Origin of the sequence: Lentimonas sp. CC4 (assembly GCF_902728235.1) — a bacterium.
Taxonomy (GTDB): domain Bacteria; phylum Verrucomicrobiota; class Verrucomicrobiia; order Opitutales; family Coraliomargaritaceae; genus Lentimonas.
This window is the reverse complement of the sequence record NZ_CACVBO010000001.1, coordinates 668,750-685,420: the sequence shown is the minus strand read 5'-3', so window position 1 is coordinate 685,420 and position 16,671 is coordinate 668,750. Positions and strand designations below refer to the sequence as shown.

Genomic DNA, 16,671 nt, shown 5'->3' with positions numbered 1-16,671 from the left:
GAGAGTGCTTACTCTCCGAAAAATTTAACGATTTTTTTGAATAAAGCCGGCTTACTTTTTGCGCGTTTGCGTGGCGCCTCGCGTTGAGTTTCGGCTGAGGGTGTTGTTGGTTCGGGGCTACGCTCGCGTAAGCGGCGAGTGTAGGTTTCTTCTGCGGCGAAGACAACCTCTCGATTGGTATCTTCGCAAAGGCGTTTGAGCTGTGTGTCATCGAGCGTTGTGTTCGATGCGATTGCGAGGCGCACCGAGTCGCTCATGTCTGCAGCGAGGCGTGCGCGCACGCGGCTGCTTAAATTGATGGAAGTGGCGCTGAATGCGCGTAGTGTCGGTGCGTCGTTTTGAGCGAGTTGTTCGGCGACGGCTTCGCTAGTGTTGCTGTATTCGATTTCTAAATACGCAAAGTGTTCGGCAGCTGAGAGGCTGTCACGTTGGTTAATCAGTAAGTCGCGGTGCGTGTCTGTGAGGTCGTCGCGATAAGTGACGAGGAGTGCGATTTCGTCTTCCGGGTGTGCACACAGGTGTGCGATTACTTCATCGCTGATAGAGGGGTTCTTCGCGAGTGCGCGGCACGAGCCGAGGTCGCTGGATGCGGCGATGTGCAACGCGATTGATTCGTGTAGCGAAGTATTGGCGGCGAGGCGTCTACGCACTTTAGGCGATATGTCTTGTGCTAGGATACGTTGGATGCTTGCAGGTAGATCAGGATATTCTGCGAGGAAGATGCGGTCGCGCGTATCATCGGATTCGGCAAAGAAGAGCATCTCTGGGCCGTTGAGTTCTCTCCTTGCCAGAGCGGTGCGGCATGCAAAGGAGTGCGTGGAAAAATGGATTGCAGTTTGAGCGCTTTGTGGCAGCTCATCTTTACGGCGTAGGAGTAGCAGTTGCTGGCTCAGATCGTCTCCGTCTGCCCAGAGTTGGAGCAGTTCGTCGTCGAGCTTGCAGTGCAGGATGACTGCGGCGCGCACGGCGGTGTCGTCGCTTTCTGCGAGATGCACGGCGATGTCGAGGTCGAGCGTCTTGCGGTTGGCCAGTGAGATGCGCACTGCTGAGGATTCGTCGTCTGCGAGGATGAATTGCAGGTGAACCGGGAGTGCAGCGTTTTGTGCGACGGCGGCACGCACGTAGGGATTTTCATCTTCGACTAGAATTTGAAACTCTTTGGGCGTCAGGTTCGAGTTGGTGGAAAGCGTGTGACGCACGGTGACGTCTTTGTGCTTAACGAGTCGATTGAGCGCTTGCTGTGGGCAACGCGGATTACTTGCTAGGCCAATGGCGATGCCTGACTTTTTAGGGTCGAGCTTGGTCGCGATTTGATCCGCTAGGTCGGATGGAATGAGCGGGTAGTGCGCCAGAAACTCTAGATAAATATCTTGATCGTGATAGAGCTCGTAGAGGTCGCGCAGGATACGAGTCGGCAGCGGTGGCTTACGGTGAAGCTTTACAGTCTCCGCTACGCCGAGTTCGTCGATTTGTTCGACGAGGTCGTCACTGGTGTTTATTTGCACCACTCAACCTCCTCTGGTGTTAAGAAGACTTCGCGTGGAGTCGACCCGTTTTGCGGGCCGATGTGCATGCGGTCTTCGAGCTCTTCGATGAGCAGCGCGGCGCGGTTGTAGCCGATGCGTAGGCGGCGTTGTAGGAAACTGGTGCTCGCCTTTTGCGACTCGGCTACGGTGAGCATGGCCTTCTTTAAGAGAGCTTCATCGTCGTCGCCTTCGATACCGTCGATCCCCATCTGGCTGCCAGATTGATCTTCGCCGGATGCGGGGATGGACTTCAGGTCGACGCGGAATTCTGGCAGGCGTTGACCAGAGATGTGTTCGACGACACTGATGATTTCGTGGTCTTGCACCATTGGGCTTTGGATACGAATCAAGCGCGCGATGCCTGGTGGGTTGAACAGAAAGTCGCCCTTGCCGAGTAGGCTCTCGGCGCCCTTGCAGTCGAGAATGGTGCGCGAGTCGACGTTGGAGGACACTTGGAATGCGATGCGCGTTGGGAAATTGGCCTTAATAATACCGGTGATGACGTTCACACTCGGACGCTGGGTTGCGACGATGGTATGAATGCCGACGGCACGGGAAAGTTGAGCAATGCGGGCGAGGGCACCTTCGGCTTCACCCTTGGAGGTCATCATTAGGTCGGCGAGTTCGTCGATGATGACGACGGTGAATGGCATCTTATCGAATCCATCGACTACGGCCTTCTCATTGTAGCCTGCGATGTTGCGCACCTGCTTTTCGGCGAGCACCTCGTAGCGGCGCTCCATCTCTTTGACTACCCACTTGAGGACTTGGACGGCTGGCTTGGCATCGGCCACGACGGAGTGGATGAGATGCGGAACCGTGCGGAAGAGGCCGAACTCGACGCGCTTGGGGTCGATCAAGACGAGTTCCAGCTCATCAGGCTTAAAATTATAGAGCAGGCTAAGGATCAGCGTGCTCATGCAGACCGACTTACCACTACCAGTGGCACCGGCGATGAGTAGGTGCGGCGCTTTGGCAAGATCGGTGATGATTGGCTTGCCTTGAATATCGAGCCCCATGATGAGCGGGATCTCGTAGTCGTTCTGTGTCCACGCTTTTGAGCTGAGTAGGGAGCGGAGGGAAATGGGAACTGAGTTGCTGTTGCCGACTTCGATGCCGACGAAGGGCTCGCCTGGGATCGGCGCCTGCATACGGATACTTGTGGTTGCGAGGCCTAGGGCGATGTTCTTCTGCAGGTTGGTGATCGCCTCGACGCGCACGCCCATGCCTGGTTGCACGCGGAATTGGGTGATTCGCGGGCCGACCAGTGCGTCGTAAACGTAGGCGTCGACGGCAAAGCTATCTAAAGTGTCTTGAAGTGTGTTCTTCTGCTCCTCGAGTGCTTCGGGGGTGACGAGTGTGACCGATTCGACGTCAGACTTCTCTAGAAGCTCGAGGCTTGGGAATTTGTAGTCGGCAAGTTCGACAGGGTGTTCGACTGGCTCAGGTGCGGCCGCGAGTTCGGCGGCCTTGGTATTTTCGTCTGCTTCGCGCTCGGCGAGTTCGGCAATCTCTTGGGAGCGAGGGTCGAGGCCTGCTAGCTGATCTCGAGCGCTCTGCAGCATGCGCTCGTAGCGTTGGCGGCTCTCGTTGGCGTAGTCTTTAAAGTAGTGAGATCGTTCCGAGCGATCTTTGAGAAGCGCGTCGAGTTCGCTGCGCCATTGAGCGATCTGCGCTTGTTCGGTGGCGACGCAGGCTTCTTCGCGGCGCACGTCGGCGACGACTTCTTCTGGTAGGTCGTCTTCGTAGTCCTCGTCTTGCTCCTCTGAATCGTCGTCTTCGTATTCCCAGACATATTCATACTCTTCCTCTTGGTTGTTGAGGTTCTCCTTCATCGTCTGAACCGTATCGACGAGGCGGCTGAGGCCTGCCTTCATGCGGCGCAGAGAGCTTTTGTTTTTGGAGAATGAGAGTGCCATCGATGGGAGTGAGGGAGCGGTGCTTCAGGGGTAATCTGTTCCCGTCTGGATTGCTGTGATTAAGCTGGAAATTCAGGGCGAAGGTTCAAGGCTGAATTTGCCCAAATGGCAGGAAAAATGGGGTAGAAGTGGCACTCTTGCCGCTTCATTCATCGCGTTGGCTCTGAGAAAAACGACAGGAGTGTCGCTTCTACGCTTCGTATCGGCACAAAAAAGCCCGCTGATTTTGAAAATCAACGGGCTTAAATGGCGGGATAGACGGGATTTGAACCCGCGGCCTCCTGCGTGACAGGCAGGCGCTCTAACCAACTGAGCTACTACCCCAAAAAGTTGTTAAAGAAGCGCAGACAGTAGAAATCGATTTTTTGAAGTCAAGCGGAGTTTGTTGGATATTGCGGAAAATTTGTGGAGCGCCGAATCGGCAGGTTTCGGCCTCGTTGATTTACGGGCACAGTTTGCATCAAAAAACGGCTGCCTCCGTAGGGAAGCAGCCGTTGTAAAGCGGTTGAGTGCGAGTCGAGCTTATTTCTCGACGTTGGCGCCGACGACGGCAGCCATTTGCATCATGTTGATTGTTTCGCCTTCCTTGATGTTACGAAGGTCAGTGACTTTGCCAGACTTGCTGGTTGAGTTTGTGTGGCGGAAAATGGATACGAGCTTGGCATCGGCGACGATGTATTTGCCAGCGTTTTCAGCTTTGCCGTTTTCAGTCTTTGTTTGAAGACCGTTTTCTTTGATGTAGTCCCAAAGCTTCTTAGTGATCTCTGTGCGTGGAAGCGCAGATTCTCCAAGGAATGCAGCGAGGTCTGCTTTAAGTGTGACTGGTTTGTTAAGTCCTTTTGGTTCTTCGGCCATAATGGTTTTGTGTGTAGGTTGTGTTATTGAGGTGAAGTGTAACGATTAGTTTAATCGAGCTTCGCTAAATATTGTAGGGCAGCGACATATCCGTCGAATCCGAGCCCAGAGATGACTCCAATGCAGGCTTCGGCGGTCATGGAGTGATGGCGAATGGCTTCGCGCTTATAAATATTGCTGATGTGCACCTCGACCACGGGGAGATCGCTGCCAGCGAGTGCATCGCGTAGAGCGAGGCTGGTATGCGTGAGTGCGCCAGGGTTGATGATCAGGCCGAAGACTTCGGAGTCTGCAAACTCACCGATTTCGTCGATGATAAAGCCTTCGTGGTTGGATTGGTAGAATTGCACGGTCACGCCGAGCTCTTCCGCCGCCTCGGTGAGCAGGTTTTCGAGGTCGGTCAGCGTTTGATCGCCGTAGATGGATGGCTCTCGTTTACCGAGACGATCCAAGTTGGGGCCGTTGATGATGACGATGCGTTTCATGAAGGAGGGGATTAAGAATTAAAAATGTGGAATTAGGAATTATAAAAGGCAGGGAGTTTCAATAAAAGTCCATTCTAGCCCGAATTTTGCGGCAACTTCGGCTGCGAGTGCCTTTACGCCGAAGACTTCGGTGGCATAATGGCCGCAAGGGTAGAGGTTTAACCCTAGTTCTTGCGCCATGTTGAAGTGGTGTTGACGTAGTTCGCCAGTGATTAGGGTGTCGATCTGGTTTGCTTGCAATGCATCGACGGCACTTTGACCGCTGCCGGTTAGGATGGCGATGCGCTGTGGCTGGTCGCTACCGTATTCGATGGCTTGGTAAGTGTCGGGGAAAAGTGCCTTGAGTTTGGCGGCGAGTTCGGCACGTCCACCGGCGGGGCCGGCGGTGATGGTAGCGATATCGTTGCCTTCGTAGGGAACGCAGCCACCTATCGCTTCGAGTTCGAGGGCTTTGGCGAGTAGGGCGTTATTACCGATTTCGGGGTGACAATCGAGTGGCAGGTGAGCACCGTAAACGGCGAGGTTCCCGTCGAGCGCGGTCTTTACCTTCTTATAACTGGTGCCTGTGAGCGGAATCGGGGCTGTCCAGTAAAGGCCGTGGTGGCAAATGATGAAATCGACTCCTGCGGCGATGGCTTGCTCAAAGGGGATTTGCCCCGCATCGACGGCAGCGGCGATTTTGGTGACTTCACCGTTGTTCTCAACTTGGAGGCCGTTGTATGAGCCAGTGAAGTCTTTGACTTCGGCGCGGCGGGTGCGTGTATCACAAAAGGCGACAATCTCGGATAGCTTAGGCATGGGCTGACGCTAGTGCGAAAGTGGGAAGTGGAAAGTGGAAAGTGGGATGTGAGCAGGGAAATGTGGGAAAGTGGCTGAAGAGCGGAACGCGGAGAATAGAAAAAGTCGCGCGAAGATGGTCTGCGAGGTCTGCCGAGTTGGTCCCGCAGGGGGGACTGAACTGGCTGCCCTTTGGGCAAGTGAAGTAACAACGCGAGCTGATGTCGATTTGTGCTTCTCATTTCTAGGTGGATCTTCTAGTTCCTCTGCCATGCCAGATTATGAAGCACGGTTCGGCGCGATTGGGCGCTTGTATGGAGTCGATGGGTTGAAACGCCTTTCGGAAGCGCATGTCTGTGTGATTGGACTGGGCGGTGTTGGTTCGTGGGCGGTGGAGGCGTTGGCTCGCACAGGAATCGGCCATCTGACGCTGGTGGATATGGATGATGTGTGCCTGAGTAATGTGAATCGCCAGCTACATGCGTTGGATGGCACGATCGGTCGCTCTAAGGCTGTGCTGCTGGCAGAGCGTGTGGCAAAGATTTCGCCGCGTTGTGTGGTGACCGTGGAGGAGTGCTTTTTGACGGAGTCTTCGATGGGGCGGTTGTTGGAGCCGACTTTCGACTACATTATCGATGCAATTGACGCGACGAAGTATAAATGCCTGTTGATCGCAGAGGCACGTAAGCGTGGCTTGAACCTGATCACCTGTGGTGGTGCGGGTGGGCGAATTGATCCTTCTCGCGTGCAGATCGCGGATCTGGCGCGTTCGATTAATGATCCTCTCCTATTGCAGGTGCGTAAGCGTTTACGGCAGCAGTATGGCTTCCCCATGTTTAAGCGGCAGAAGTTTAAGATCGATTGTGTGTTTACCGATGAGTTGCCAGTTTTTCCTACGGATGACGGCTCAGTCTCTTGCCAGCGGGAGACGGGGGCGGATTATCGCTTGAATTGTGATCAGGGGTTTGGCTCGGCGACTTATCTGACAGGAACGTTTGGCTTTTTCCTCGCGGCCGAGGTCGTGAAGCGTATCGCGTTAGTTAAACCCTCATCCGAAACTGAAGAGAATGCTTCTTAGCGTGTGAATTTCTTTTAAAGTGAAATTTTTTTCTGGGAAGACTTGTCTCTGAGTCAGAATTACTACACTTATAATACCCGTGTCGGAAACCCTAGATAACCCTACAACTGTCATTTGGTCTCACAGCAACCGCCAAGCAGATTTTTACGAACTGCCTACGGATGGTCAGGAGATGCATGATACGATCGGTTGGCTGTTGAAACATTACGAAGCAGTTACCCTGTGGATGGGGCTAGAGACGGAGGATGGCGCTGAATTGTATCTGACGTGTTCCCCTTCTCAGTCAGCAGAGGTGGTGGCTCGACTCAATGTGATCGACCGCGATTATTCGATTTTTGACGCGCCGACTCCTGTCGTAGTCGGAGGGTAGGGGCGGTGACTTGAACGTCGAACGTCGAACGTTCAACTTTGAATGTTGAGTGACAAGCGTGACTCAGGCCTCAACTGGTTGCTGCTTTGTTTTCGCGGATGCTGGAGCGGATTTTCTTTAACAACTCCTTAGGCATCTTGTCTTTGCTGATACGGAAGTTGGTCTGTCGGGTGATGACGTGATAGCCGAGGTGATCGACTTTAAGCTTCTGCATGTCTGTCCACTGTAAGAGAATCGGCGGCTTGGGCTTCTTACTGATTGTGACGCCGAGTTCATCCCAAGTGATTTGCAAGCGCCCGATCGATGTGAGCGTGATTGCAATTGCGCAGCCGACGAAGAATAGGATGCCTGCGGCCATGAGGTAGTTCTCTTGGCGAAATGCGCTGAGGCTCATCATAAAGCCAAGCGCGGCGTAGATGAGTGCTTTGATCTTTTTCATTCGTGTGTTTTCGCGTGAGCAAACTGCGTGTGCCTACGGCCACTTAGGTTTTAAACTGTGCTTTGTCGTTCGCCTTCATATAGGCCTCTTCTTGAGTAATGAGGTCGTCTTGTAGTAATTTACGCAGTGAAGCATCCATCGATATCATACCTTGCTCACGGTTTTGGTCGATGATGTTACGAATGTTTGAGAGTGAGTGTGTGCGGATGCAATTCGGGAGTGCCCCGTGTTTGAGTAGGATCTCATGCACGGCTACGCGGCCTCCATCTTTCTTCTGGCAAAGTAGCTGCGATACGATGCCGCGTAAGGACTCAGCGAGCATGATGCGGATCTGATTTTGCTCGTCGGCAGGAAACGCATCGATGATGCGGTCGATGGTCTTGGTGGCATTGTTGGTGTGAAGTGTGGCAAAAACGAGCATGCCCATCGCTGCGCAGTTCAGTGCGAGGCGGATCGTTTCCATGCCACGCATTTCGCCAATCAGAATCACATCGGGGTCGGCACGCATTGCGCTCTTTAGGCCTGCCGCGAAGGAGTGTGTGTGCTCGCCGACTTCGCGGTGTATGATTGTGCTGTTTTTATCGCTGTGCGCGAATTCGACTGGATCTTCGAGGGTGATGATCTGCTTTTTCGAATTCTCATTGATATGGTCAATGATGGCCGCGAGTGTCGTCGATTTACCATTGCCTGTCGGGCCAGTTACGAGCACTAGGCCGCTTTGGTAGTTGGCGATGTCTTTGAGTGCATCGGGCAGGTTGAGCTCGTCGATGCCCGAGATGCGGGATGGGATTTGGCGTAGCACGGTGGCGATGCCCCAGCTGTTTTTAAACAGGTTCATGCGGAAGCGTGCTTCGCCTGGGATCTCGTGTGCGAGATCGACGTCGCCTGTTTGTATGAATGTCTCCCAGCGATGTGGTGGGGTCACTTCTTTGAGCATCGCTTCGAGTGCAGCTTCGTCGATTGGCTGATCGTTGAGCGTATGAATGACGCCATCGATCCGCGTCTTGGGGGGTGCGCCGACAGCGAGATGGAGGTCGGAGCCGCCTTTGGCGAGCATGTCAGTTAGCAGTGTGTCCAGTTCGTTCATCTATTAAATTCTCTCGGTTGAGGGCTAGTCCTTGTTCTCAGCATTCACCATGTTTGCAGCGGCGACTTCGGGCGTGATTTTACCTTCTTCTAGGAGTGCTTGCACAGAGTCATTCATCGTTAGCATGCCGAGTTTCTTGCCCGAGGTCATGGCGTTTTGTAGGCCAGTCTCTTTCGCATCGCGAATGATGTTGGCCACCGCTGCGGTGTTGACCAGTAGCTCACTGGCGAGCACGACTTGGTCGTTTACACTCGGGATGAGGCGTTGGCAAATGATGCCGCGCAGTGAGCCTGAAGTCATTGCGCGAATCTGGTTTTGTTGGCTCGGAGGGAAGACGTCCAACATACGGTTCAATGTCGCTGCGGCATCGCTCGTGTGCATCGTAGCGATGACGAGGTGCCCCGTTTCAGCGGCGGTAATGGCCATCTCGATGGTTTCGAGATCACGCATTTCGCCAATCACAATGATGTCGGGATCTTCGCGAAGGGCGGATTTTAAGGCCGTATTGAATGACTTGGTGTGCTTGCCGACTTGTCGCTGTGTGACGATACTGCTGGCTGAGTTCTGCAGCACTTCGATCGGATCTTCTACGGTGATGATATGGTCTCTGCGGGTTTGGTTGAGCTCATTGACCAGGCAGGCTAGAGTCGTTGTTTTACCGCTGCTGACGGGGCCAGTGACTAGGATGATGCCATTGTGGTAGCTGAGTAGCTTACGAATGGTGTCTGCATTGGTGAAGCCGAGCTCTTCTAGGCTCATCAAGCGGTCGGAGACGATCCGATAGACGCCGGAGATGCCCTTCTTGGTCTCAGTTAGATTCACGCGGAATCGCATTTTAAAGCCGTCGCTTTCATCGTTGATGCTCAGCGCATAGTCGAGATCCCAATCGGCTTCGAATTGCGTGCGCTGCTCCGGTGTGAGGGAGAGATAGTTGATCCGCCTTGCCAGCTCATCGGTGAGTGGCTCATTGCTAAGGTAGACGATGCGGCGGTGGTGACGGATGCGTGGGCGTGCGCCGCCTGTGAGGTGCAGGTCGCTGGCTCCGATGGCTTGGCAGTGTATGATGAACTTACGAATGGCCGTGCGAAGTTCGTCATCGCTGAGTTCATTGAATGCCGAGAAGTCGGGGAAGCCTTCGACCTGACTGCTCGTCTCTTCGTGAGTGACTCCAGGGATTTCGGGGAGCTCAAAGCCGTCTCGCGTGTTGTTGATTGATGCCTCGACCGCGCTTTCTAGGAATGCGGTGTCTGTCACCCAGCCGGAGCTTGTCAATAGCTTGGCAATGGTGTGGACGTCTGAATTCGGGGCGAGATTGCCTGCCATGCCAATGACCTGACCTTCGGTCAGTAGCTGATTATCAAGGCAGAAGTGGAGAAGCCAATGGATTTCCGGTCGCATAAAATATCGGGGTGTTGAAGTTGGGGGGGGAGTGGAAGCCTTGTTTATTGATAGAGAATGCAGGGTGAATCAATCCCTACTTGTGAATAAAGGCAGAAGTGGTCGTTAAGAGGAGGCTGAGAGGCGTCACTTTAGCATGGCACTGGCGAATGATGATCGATGTGCTGCCTTTTTGACTCAAAGATGAATGACCATGCCTAGCCCGAAGAAGAACTCCCAGCCGTCGGGCACACTGCATCCGCGTAATCCACATCAGGGGCGTTATAACTTTTCTGTGCTGTGCGAGGCTGTGCCAGAGTTGAAGCAGTATGTGAGGCAGAATCCATTGGGCGAGCCAACCATTGACTTTAGCGATTCGGCAGCAGTGCTGTGCTTGAATCAAGCATTACTGGCTCACGTATATCAAGTTCGGCATTGGATGATTCCTGCAGGCTACTTGTGTCCGCCGATTCCGGGGCGGGCAGACATGATTCATTATTTGGCCGATCTACTTGCGGGAGATGGGCAGGTGCCAACGGGCAAGCAGGTGCGGGTGCTTGATATTGGCACAGGTGCAAATTGCATTTATCCGATCATCGGTAGTCAGAGTTATGGTTGGAAATTTGTGGCGACGGATATTGATCCTGTCTCGGTGAAGACCGCTCGTCTGATCGTCGAGTCCAATCCGTGCTTGAGTAAGTTGGTAAAGGTCGTGCAACAAAAGGAGCGCGGCTCGATTTTTAAAGGCATCATCCGTCAGGGGGATCAGTATGAGCTGACGCTGTGTAATCCGCCGTTTCATGCGTCGCTGGCAGCCGCGCAAGCGGGCAGTCAGCGTAAAGTGAACAACTTGAGTAAGGGACAAGCTGGTAAGGGCGCGGCGAAGCTAAACTTCGGCGGGCAGCAGGCAGAGCTCTGGTGCCAGGGGGGAGAGGTCGCTTTTATCACGCAGATGATACGCGAAAGTGCTGAGTTTGCAGCACAAGTTGGTTGGTTCTCCAGTTTGGTTTCGAAGGGGGAGCACGTCCGGCTCTTGAAGAAAGTGCTCGCTCAGTCTGGTGCGCAGCAAGTGGAGGTGATTCCCATGAGCCAAGGGCAAAAAATTAGTCGACTGCTCGCGTGGCGGTTTTAGGAAGTCGGAGCGGTGTATGAGTAAGTGATACAGACATTGCTGTCTGTCTGAGGATTGACTGTGCGGAGTGGACAGACAGGAATGTCTGTTTCACTTCGATAAAAAAAGCCGCTGGATCTAATCCAGCGGCTTTTGTTTTTTAAACTGTAGTGCTTTCGGCTTTGAAGCCGAGCCTAAGCGACGCCTTACGCCTTTGCTTTTTGGTAGTTCGCTTCAGCAGCGTCCCAATCGACAACATCCCAGAATGCAGCGATGTAGCTTGGGCGCATGTTCTGATACTTCAGGTAGTAAGCGTGCTCCCATACGTCGAGGGCGATCACTGGCTTACCTTCAACATCGGCAACACCCGTCATGCAAGGGTTGTCTTGGTTTGGAGTGGAAGTCACTGCGAGGCTACCGTCTGCTTTAACGACGAGCCATGCCCAGCCGCTGCCGAAACGTGTAGCGCCTGCTTTAGCAAATGCTTCCTTGAATGCGTCCAATCCGCCGAGCTCAGCGTCGATGGCTGCTGCAAGGTCACCCTTAGGAGCGCCGCCACCATTGGGGCTAAGGATCTTCCAGAAGAAGCTGTGGTTGGCGTGGCCACCACCGTTGTTGCGGACTGCGCCGCGGATGCCTTCTGGGAGTGCAGAGAGATCGGATACTAGGTCGCAAACGCATTTGCCTTCAAATTCAGTGCCAGCGAGCGCTGCATTCACATTTGTGATGTATGCATTGTGGTGCTTGCTGTGGTGGATTTCCATTGTGCGCGCGTCGATGTGTGGTTCAAGCGCGTCGTATGCGTAGCCGAGTTCAGGTAGTTCGTAAGCCATGATATGTGTAGTTTTCTATTTTTTGGTTAATTGAGAGAGCTGGGATTTAGTGGCATCGCGTTGCGCTGTCAAACGGCAGATGCGTTTGCTGGAGTGTTTTTTTGAGTGGCTGACTCTGATGGGACAGGCAAGAATGCCTGTGTCACTTCACTTAGGCACAAAAAAGCCCGCTGATTTTGAAAATCAACGGGCTTAAATGGCGGGATAGACGGGATTTGAACCCGCGGCCTCCTGCGTGACAGGCAGGCGCTCTAACCAACTGAGCTACTACCCCAAAAAGTTGTTAAAGAAGCGCAGACAGTAGAAATCGGAGTTCCGAAGTCAAGCGGTGTTTTCGCGTTTTTTGAGATTTTTATTGGGTGCTCATTTTGAGGTGAGTTTGCAGCATTTTTTTTGTGACTCTGGTTTTGCCATACGCCTATTTGCTGCACAGTTTGAGTTTCCGTATGCGTTTACCATCAAAGGAATCTACAAATGAGTCCAAGCCGCGCCGCTCAAAATTCGGGCCGCTGGTGTTGGCGTTGTTGATTCAGGGGGGACTTTTGTTGGTCGCAGTCTTCGTGGTGGTGCTGGTGCCTGAATTCCGGGATGACCCCGAATTTGTGGCGAAAAAGAAGATTTATCTGCCGCAAAAAGAGTTGGAGCATAAGGTGGCACTGGCGGAGTTTCAGAATGCGGCAAGCTCGCCCATGCAGTTGGAGCGGATCAGCACGGCTGCCTTGTTGCCAGATGCGATGCCTTCGTTGCCGGCGCTGCCGCAGAGTGAATTTAATCCGATCGAGCGTAATCCGGCAGCCTTGCAATCGGATGCCTTACTTGGGCAATCTGGGGTGTTGGGCGCCCTGCAGGGCTTAAAGACCGAGTCGTCCTCGGCCTCGCTGTTTGGTATCGAAGACAGTGGGCAGCGTATCTTGATCTTGTTTGATAATAGTTCGACGGTCTGGAATAAGGCCAGCGCGGCGGGGGTGAGCACGGATGCCTTTGTGCGCGAGCTCTCGATGTTGGTGGATGGGCTGAATGCGAACACGTTGTTTGGTCTGGTGCCATTTGCGCGGCAGGTGGGCACGTTTCGCGACTATATGATCGCAGCTGGTTCGCGTAATAAACAGGAGGCCAAACGCTGGATCATCGAAAATGTGCGCTCAAGTCGTAAGACGACGCAGTTGCTTTTTGAAGAAGACGGCATTCAAGGTGCGCTGACGGTGGCCTTTCAAATGGAGCCAGAGGTGATTTTCATCGTGTCCGATGGTGATTTTCAGCGCAGTAAGACTGAGAAGACAAGCGCAGGCGATGTGCCGTGGAAGGATGTTGAGAAGACCTTACGAGCGCTGACGCGTGAGTATGGCATCGAGCCGCGCATTCACTTTATTGGATTTAAGGTTGAGCCAGAAGCCGCAGATGCGATACAGAAAATTACCCGCCGCTATGGCGGGGAGTTTTCTGATTTTACGCAGCGGTGATGCTCATCGTAGGGGTCGTCCTTGCGCGAACCGCGAAGGCAGGAAACGTTGCGAAGCTCCATGATCTTAAGGCTCTTGCGCGGTCTTCGCAAAGCAAAGCCCCTACCTGAGGCAGAGAAATGGCTTGAATGCACTTTTCACAAATCACGATGCGCGTGAGTATACAGCGTATGCTGCCTTCTTAATCCTACTCCTAATCGTCATCGTAATCAAAGCGTTGGACGGGAATACCTTTCAACTCCGCTTAAAGGATTCAGATTAAGAGTAGGATTATGACTTGGGAAATCGCTATTTACGCTTCTTAAAAGGACGGGCGCGTTTCTTGGCTCCGCCTCCACTCGCTCCGCCGCGCTTGGTCAGCGGTGCGACGCTCGTTTTCTTGAAGCCACCTTTGCTTTTACCTTTGTTGATGCGATCCGCGGAGGCTTGGCGGCCTTTGCTGCGGCGTTGCTTCTTTGGGTCCATGCGGCGATCGATCTTGTCGGTCGTTGCCGTGACTCGGAAGTCGATCTGGCGCTTGAACCGGTCGACACGCTCGACCTGCACCATGATGTATTGCCCCAGTGAATACGACTTTTTCGAGCGGCGTCCAACGAGCGCAGTGCCGTCATGGCTCGGATTGTAGAAGTCGTCCTCGAGTGTCGAGATGTGCACCATGCCGAAGGCGAGGGAGTCTGTGAGCTCGATGAATAGGCCGTGGTTCTTGACGTCGGTAATGATCGCCTTGAACGACTGCTTCTCGGGCTTCTCAAGCTCACGCTCGTAAAATTCAAGCAGCTTGGTCTTGGTCGAGTCGCGTTCGGCATCGACGCTGTTGCGCTCACTCACGCTGAGGTGGTCGCCCAGTGATAGGAGCTTGCCCTGCGTGTAGCGAATGTCGGGTTCGTCGGGTGCAGAGTCCACGCCCATTTTGTGCATGTAGCCGTCGAGCACACGGTGCACGATCAGGTCAGAGTAGCGCCGGATTGGTGATGTGAAGTGTGTGTAGTCGGGCTTGGCTAGGCCGTAGTGGCCGTCTGCGCTGGCGCGGTATTGCGCTTGTTTGAGGCTGCGCAACACTTGCACTTTGAGGGTGTAGCCCTGCGGGTGCTCTTTGAGCTTTTTGAGTAGCATACTCATCTCGCGAGGCTTGCCGAGGTTGCCGCATTGCACGCCGAAGGTCAGCATCGTTTCGCGGAGCTCTTGCAGCTTCTCGTCTTCCGGTTCGTCGTGGACGCGGTAAATGCTAGGGAAGTTCGCACGCTTGGTGGCCTTGGCGACTTGTTCGTTGGCGGAGAGCATGAACTCTTCGATCAACTGGTGACTCTCGTCGTTGACCTCTTTTTCGAGGCGATCGGCGTAGCCCTCTTCGTCGACGTAGATTTTGACCGACGTCATGTCGAGGTCGAGCGAGCCCTTGGTGAAGCGGCGTTTACGTAGTTGAGAGGCGATGTCCCAGCTCTTACGAATATACTTTTGCAGGAGCTGCATCTCGTCGTCGCTGACTTCGTCGAGCGAGCGGCCAGTCGAGCCTGTCTGGTGCTTCGGTGGCAGCGGAGTTTTGCGGACGACTTCGAGGTCGTCTTCCTGCATGAATGCGAAGGCCTGTTTGTAGGTAAGGCGCTTGTTACTGCGGATGACAGTGTTGGCAAAATCCACACCGACAACTTCGGCTTGCGGGGAAAATGTGATGAAGCAGGTCTTCGTGAGTCGATCTTGTGCTTCCACGAGACTGCAGAGCCCGTTGGAGAGCGCATGTGGCAGCATTGGGATGACGGTGCCGACGAGGTAGGTGCTGTTGGCGCGCTCTTGAGCCTCAACATCCAGCGGGGTGCCTGGCTTGACGTAGGCGCTGACGTCGGCGATGTGCACACCGACGCGGATTTTACCGCCGTCGAGTTCTTCTAGAGAGATCGCATCGTCGAAGTCCTTGGCATCGTCGGGGTCGATGGTGAAGGTGAAGATGTCGCGGCAGTCCATGCGGCCTTTGGTATCTTCTTCGCGGACGTGGTCGGGGATGCTATTCGTCTGCTTCTCAACCGCGGCAGGGAATTGCGGGTTGAGGTTGTATTTATAAAGGATGGATTTGAACTCGGCGTCGGGCTCGTGATTGGTGCCGAGCACTTCGGTGATCTCGCCCTCGGGGTTGAGGTGACGTTGTGTCCACTCCAGGAGTTTGACGACAACTTTATCGCCGACCTTTGGAATTGGCTTAATGCCAGAGTTCGAAGGTTCTGGAACGAGGATGTCCTGGGTGATGCGAGGATCATCGGGAATGACGTAATAGGTGTGACGGCCTTTTTCAAGGGCGCCTGGAATGGCTTCGCGGGCGCGCTTGAGAATGCGGATGACGCGGACGTTGGGCTTTTCAGTTGGATCGTAAGCTGGGCGCTTGTCGCGGCCGCCCCGGTAAGGGCGTTGTTGCTGACGACGTATGATACGTGCAAGCACTTGGTCAGCGTGCATGGCAACGCCGGTATCTTCCACGGAGACCGGGTAACCTTGGCTGATGGCCACGGATGGTTTGTCTTCCGTCGCATCGGGGACGAGGGTGGCTGCGCCGTTTTGGCGAAACATGATACGGCCGCTCACGAGGTCGGCGTCGTCTGGAATGCAGAGCTTGTCTTTCTTCAGACGGGCGATCTGGCCGCGTTCGAGCATCTGATCGATTAGGAAATTTGCGTCGTTGGCTTCTTTGGGGGTGAGGCGGAGGACGGCGATGACCTCTTCGCGCCGCATGGGCACATAGTCTTTGGTCTTGAATAGTTTAAGTAATTTTTGGCGTAGTTCCATATGGGAATAAGACTCTATTGAGTATTTGGGTATTTGCGAGCCGCGATCTGTTGCCGGTTGGCGTTCGTGCGAGCGCATGTCGCAGTTAAATGGCCGATTGTGCCATGTGTAACAGGCGAGCTTGTGTGTCGCCAAGTGTGACCCCCTTCCAAGGGGGCGAAGAATGGAGCCGAAAAACGGAGTCGAACCGTCGACCTATTCATTACGAATGAATTGCTCTACCAACTGAGCTATTTCGGCGTTCCATAGTCTTATTAGCTAGGAAAAGAACGTAGTTTAGCAAGTGTATTTTTACGCCTCTAGCCAGCTGCAGCGCTTTTAAACATAATTCCAGCGATGCGAAGAGGATTGTCGTGAGTCAATGTCAGAATCGATAGGAGCCGACTGGACTGTTTATAGTTACGCGCATTATGATTAGTGACAAGTGGTGCGGATCATGCGGATTTGTTAAATATCTGGGTGACTTGGGGAGCGATGGCCTCTGCGCCTGCTGCGTTCTACGCTGCCGTCCACCGAGCCTCAGCACAGAACCAAAGCACCAGCACACCGCAAGGCGAGGCGGAGCTCGTCCCTCCCAAATAG

16 protein-coding genes and 3 tRNA genes are annotated in these 16,671 nt (G+C 53.9%); 6 read left to right on the top strand and 13 right to left on the bottom strand.

What is annotated here, in order from left to right; genetic code table 11:
- Positions 1-8: 8 nt before the first annotated feature.
- The 6 genes from GZZ87_RS02945 to GZZ87_RS02920 all read right to left on the bottom strand — a co-directional run bounded on the left by GZZ87_RS02945 (position 9) and on the right by GZZ87_RS02920 (position 5,583).
- A complete protein-coding gene (locus tag GZZ87_RS02945) occupies positions 9-1,505 on the bottom strand; it encodes a hypothetical protein (RefSeq protein ID WP_162027281.1) in 1,497 nt (498 codons plus the stop codon).
- Positions 1,496-3,445 (bottom strand): DNA translocase FtsK, encoded by a 1,950-nt coding sequence (locus tag GZZ87_RS02940; RefSeq protein WP_162027280.1) that lies wholly within the window; start codon positions 3,443-3,445, stop codon positions 1,496-1,498. Before GZZ87_RS02940 ends, GZZ87_RS02945 begins: the two co-directional genes overlap by 10 nt.
- A 247-nt stretch (positions 3,446-3,692) precedes the next feature.
- Positions 3,693-3,769 (bottom strand) — tRNA-Asp (locus GZZ87_RS02935).
- A gap of 198 nt (positions 3,770-3,967) precedes the next feature.
- Entirely contained in the window at positions 3,968-4,300 is a 333-nt protein-coding gene (locus tag GZZ87_RS02930; RefSeq protein ID WP_162027827.1) for an SWIB/MDM2 domain-containing protein, read from the bottom strand.
- 50 nt (positions 4,301-4,350) lie between these two features.
- A complete protein-coding gene (gene aroQ, locus GZZ87_RS02925) occupies positions 4,351-4,785 on the bottom strand; it encodes a type II 3-dehydroquinate dehydratase (protein WP_162027826.1) in 435 nt (144 codons plus the stop codon).
- 39 nt (positions 4,786-4,824) lie between these two features.
- Complete coding sequence (locus GZZ87_RS02920; protein ID WP_162027825.1) at positions 4,825-5,583, bottom strand: Nif3-like dinuclear metal center hexameric protein; 759 nt, start codon at positions 5,581-5,583, stop codon at positions 4,825-4,827.
- Between the two features lie 250 nt (positions 5,584-5,833).
- Between GZZ87_RS02920 and GZZ87_RS02915 the strand changes: the two genes are divergently transcribed.
- A complete protein-coding gene (locus GZZ87_RS02915) occupies positions 5,834-6,640 on the top strand; it encodes a tRNA threonylcarbamoyladenosine dehydratase (RefSeq protein ID WP_162027824.1) in 807 nt (268 codons plus the stop codon).
- Positions 6,641-6,719: 79 nt separating this feature from the next.
- Positions 6,720-7,010 (top strand): hypothetical protein, encoded by a 291-nt coding sequence (locus GZZ87_RS02910; RefSeq protein WP_162027823.1) that lies wholly within the window; start codon positions 6,720-6,722, stop codon positions 7,008-7,010.
- A 70-nt stretch (positions 7,011-7,080) separates the two neighbouring features.
- Here GZZ87_RS02910 and GZZ87_RS02905 read toward each other — a convergent pair whose 3' ends face one another.
- Genes GZZ87_RS02905 through GZZ87_RS02895 form a run of 3 tightly spaced genes read right to left on the bottom strand, consistent with a single transcriptional unit; the run spans position 7,081 to position 9,934 of the window.
- Positions 7,081-7,449, bottom strand: coding sequence for a hypothetical protein (locus GZZ87_RS02905; RefSeq protein ID WP_162027822.1), 369 nt, complete (start codon positions 7,447-7,449; stop codon positions 7,081-7,083).
- A gap of 43 nt (positions 7,450-7,492) precedes the next feature.
- Positions 7,493-8,536: a PilT/PilU family type 4a pilus ATPase gene (locus tag GZZ87_RS02900; protein WP_162027821.1), complete on the bottom strand. Its 1,044-nt coding sequence runs from the start codon at positions 8,534-8,536 to the stop codon at positions 7,493-7,495.
- Between the two features lie 24 nt (positions 8,537-8,560).
- The gene (locus GZZ87_RS02895) at positions 8,561-9,934 is read right to left on the bottom strand and encodes a PilT/PilU family type 4a pilus ATPase (protein WP_162027820.1); all 1,374 of its coding nucleotides are present in this window, start codon (positions 9,932-9,934) and stop codon (positions 8,561-8,563) included.
- 187 nt (positions 9,935-10,121) lie between these two features.
- Between GZZ87_RS02895 and rlmF the strand changes: the two genes are divergently transcribed.
- Complete coding sequence (gene rlmF / locus GZZ87_RS02890; protein ID WP_162029840.1) at positions 10,122-11,045, top strand: 23S rRNA (adenine(1618)-N(6))-methyltransferase RlmF; 924 nt, start codon at positions 10,122-10,124, stop codon at positions 11,043-11,045.
- 185 nt (positions 11,046-11,230) lie between these two features.
- Here the strand turns inward: rlmF and GZZ87_RS02885 are convergent, their stop codons facing one another.
- Entirely contained in the window at positions 11,231-11,857 is a 627-nt protein-coding gene (locus tag GZZ87_RS02885) for a superoxide dismutase (RefSeq protein WP_162027818.1), read from the bottom strand.
- Positions 11,858-12,054: 197 nt separating this feature from the next.
- Positions 12,055-12,131, bottom strand: a tRNA-Asp gene (locus tag GZZ87_RS02880).
- A gap of 172 nt (positions 12,132-12,303) precedes the next feature.
- Between GZZ87_RS02880 and GZZ87_RS02875 the strand changes: the two genes are divergently transcribed.
- A complete protein-coding gene (locus GZZ87_RS02875; RefSeq protein ID WP_162027817.1) occupies positions 12,304-13,317 on the top strand; it encodes a hypothetical protein in 1,014 nt (337 codons plus the stop codon).
- 124 nt (positions 13,318-13,441) lie between these two features.
- The gene (locus GZZ87_RS19695) at positions 13,442-13,579 is read left to right on the top strand and encodes a hypothetical protein (RefSeq protein ID WP_206753324.1); all 138 of its coding nucleotides are present in this window, start codon (positions 13,442-13,444) and stop codon (positions 13,577-13,579) included.
- Positions 13,580-13,605: 26 nt separating this feature from the next.
- Here GZZ87_RS19695 and GZZ87_RS02870 read toward each other — a convergent pair whose 3' ends face one another.
- The gene (locus GZZ87_RS02870) at positions 13,606-16,089 is read right to left on the bottom strand and encodes an RNB domain-containing ribonuclease (RefSeq protein ID WP_162027816.1); all 2,484 of its coding nucleotides are present in this window, start codon (positions 16,087-16,089) and stop codon (positions 13,606-13,608) included.
- A gap of 164 nt (positions 16,090-16,253) precedes the next feature.
- Positions 16,254-16,329: transfer RNA gene (locus GZZ87_RS02865), tRNA-Thr, on the bottom strand.
- A gap of 204 nt (positions 16,330-16,533) precedes the next feature.
- Between GZZ87_RS02865 and GZZ87_RS02860 the strand changes: the two genes are divergently transcribed.
- Positions 16,534-16,671, top strand: coding sequence for a hypothetical protein (locus GZZ87_RS02860; protein ID WP_162027815.1), 138 nt, complete (start codon positions 16,534-16,536; stop codon positions 16,669-16,671).